2 protein-coding genes are annotated in these 1,765 nt (G+C 29.2%); both read left to right on the top strand.

Annotated elements, in window-relative coordinates; genetic code table 11:
• Positions 1 to 128: 128 nt before the first annotated feature.
• Positions 129 to 335 (top strand): hypothetical protein, encoded by a 207-nt coding sequence (locus DXA15_RS24905; protein ID WP_128135831.1) that lies wholly within the window; start codon positions 129 to 131, stop codon positions 333 to 335.
• 137 nt (positions 336 to 472) lie between these two features.
• The gene (locus DXA15_RS24900) at positions 473 to 1,693 is read left to right on the top strand and encodes a 6-bladed beta-propeller (RefSeq protein WP_128135830.1); all 1,221 of its coding nucleotides are present in this window, start codon (positions 473 to 475) and stop codon (positions 1,691 to 1,693) included.
• The last annotated feature ends 72 nt before the right edge of the window (positions 1,694 to 1,765 follow it).

Raw genomic sequence — 1,765 nt, 5'->3', positions numbered from 1 at the left:
TAAATCTTAAGATTTATAAAGGTGAGTAATCAAATGAAATATTTATATATAATTGCTGTGAAATTGTGGCTATACAGTATTATTTGAGCGTTTTTACAACGCTGCCACGTGTTTTAATAATAATTTATATGAAAAAGTTATCAAAGCTTCGTTTGAAAAATGTAGATCCTGTGGAATTATCTAAAGATCAAATGAAAGGGATTTTAGGGGCTACAGGTTGTTCTGCTAGCAGTTGTGCGGGACCTTGTTCATTTACTATGAATGGTCTTCATTATTCAGGATCCTGTGGTTGGGACTCTTCTTCTGATTATTTGGTGTGTGGATGTCAAGTGTGAATTTTAGGAGGTAGAAGCTTTCTTAATGGATTATTGGAATAGCTTCTTTAGATTTAAAAGTTTCCTTTTGATATTTATTGATATATTAAAGAGGAAACTTTTTATCATGTATAATTGATCTTTAATATTATGTGTATATGATGTATATTATAAAAATAACAATTTTAGTAGTCTTGTTAATAGTCGGTTTGGCTTGTTCTAATAGTGATAATAATGGTTGTGAATATATTGATATAGAGAGTGCGCTAGTTGATATAAAAGAACTCTCTGTTATGGATATAGGTGAGTCTGTTTCTTATGTTTCGTTAGAAACAACCGAAGAATCTCTAATAGGAAAGAGAGCTTATGTTAGGATGTTGAAAGATAAATTGCTTGTAGGTTCCTTTCAACAACCTATAAAGATGTTTGATAAGAGAACAGGTGAATTTATTCAAACTATCGGAAATATAGGTCAGGGAGCAAATGAATATACATTACAACATAATATTCCTGTTTTTTGGATAGATGATACAGCTGAAATTATTTATGTACAAACAGATGGAAATCGAGTCCTACGTTTTGATGTGAATGGGAATCCGTTAAATATTATAAATTTGCCTGATAGTTTTCCTCGTTTAACAACAGTGTCTCAAATTACAACAGAAAATAAACTGTATGTTTATAAACAAACTCTATTTAATAAGCTGGATTATAAAATTTTAATGTATGATATTCTGAATGGGAAAATACATAACTTTTTTTTAAATGAGGATGAAATTATACCTTCTGATTTTTCTCAGACTCCAATTTCTTTTTCAGGTTTTGGTAATATACCTGTTTCAACTAGCTGTTTGATTTTTACATTGAAAGACGGTCGGATGGTATTCTCCTATACAGAAAATCCTTGTTTATGGGTCTTTGATAAAAATGTTTATTGTAAAGAACATTTTAATGATACGATCTATCAGGTTTTAGAAAATAAAATGAAACCTAGATTAGTCTTTAATTTAGGGGATAAACATTGTGATTATAAAGATAGATATAATCTCGAAGGAAGTTTGAACAAAATTGCAATTGATTATGTATTAGAAGGGAAAGAATGTCTGTTCTTTGTTTTTCAGATGAACTATTACAATCTACAAGATGCAAAAACCTATTGGGGATCTTATAATAAGAAAAATAAATTAGTAAAAGTGACAGATAAGCTTCATATATCAGATTCTGTAAATGGAATTTTTCTAGAGAATTTGCAAACAGCTACATCTGATGGTCAGTTTGTCGGGTTAATAGAAGCTACTTCTTATATAGAAAAGATGAGTAATAAAAAAACTTTTGACATATCAGAAGATAGTAATCCAATAGTTGTGATAGTCAAATAATTATATTGTGCAATGAAATATGTGAATATACTTGTAGAATTATTGCGTCTTTTGGATGTGAAATATACTACT

The sequence above is a fragment of the Parabacteroides sp. AM58-2XD genome, assembly GCF_003463685.1.
In the GTDB taxonomy this organism is placed as follows: Bacteria; Bacteroidota; Bacteroidia; order Bacteroidales; family Tannerellaceae; genus Parabacteroides; species Parabacteroides segnis.
Note: the sequence above shows the minus strand (reverse complement) of the source record. Positions and strands in the feature narration are given on the sequence as shown.

What these genes read in the sequence shown, in the direction of transcription:
- DXA15_RS24905 (WP_128135831.1), top strand. Translation starts at nt 129, where the DNA reads ATGAAAAAGTTATCAAAGCTTCGTTTGAAAAATGTAGATCCTGTGGAA.
- DXA15_RS24900 (WP_128135830.1), top strand. Translation starts at nt 473, where the DNA reads ATGATGTATATTATAAAAATAACAATTTTAGTAGTCTTGTTAATAGTC.